Below are 286 nucleotides of genomic sequence, written 5' to 3'. Positions count from 1 at the left end.
GTGAGCGATACAATTTTTGACCCCCTTATTACAGGTATCTCATATGCTGCTGACCCTTATCACTTATCTGGTGCTTGGTGCACTGGACGGAACGGCGGCGGGTTTGTTTGGTATTGGCGGTGGTTTTCTGATAGTCCCGGTGTTGGTTTTTAAGTTTCAGGCTCAGGGCATGCCGCCAGAGGTGCTTACCCATGTGGCGGTTGACACAACGATGGGAAACAAACTTTTTAAATACAAAACAAACAAAAGGGCACCACACAAAAAAAAAGCGCGGCGCGTGGAGATA

At 47.9% G+C, this 286-nt stretch carries 1 pseudogene; it reads left to right on the top strand.

The features are described from left to right. Nucleotides 1-43: 43 nt before the first annotated feature. A pseudogene (locus ACFVYJ_RS13740) lies at nucleotides 44-286 on the top strand (hypothetical protein); the annotation flags it as partial.

The sequence above is a fragment of the Pontibacter sp. JAM-7 genome, assembly GCF_048548695.2.
Lineage (GTDB): Bacteria > Pseudomonadota > Gammaproteobacteria > Pseudomonadales > Balneatricaceae > Neptuniibacter.
Note: the sequence above shows the minus strand (reverse complement) of the source record. Positions and strands in the feature narration are given on the sequence as shown.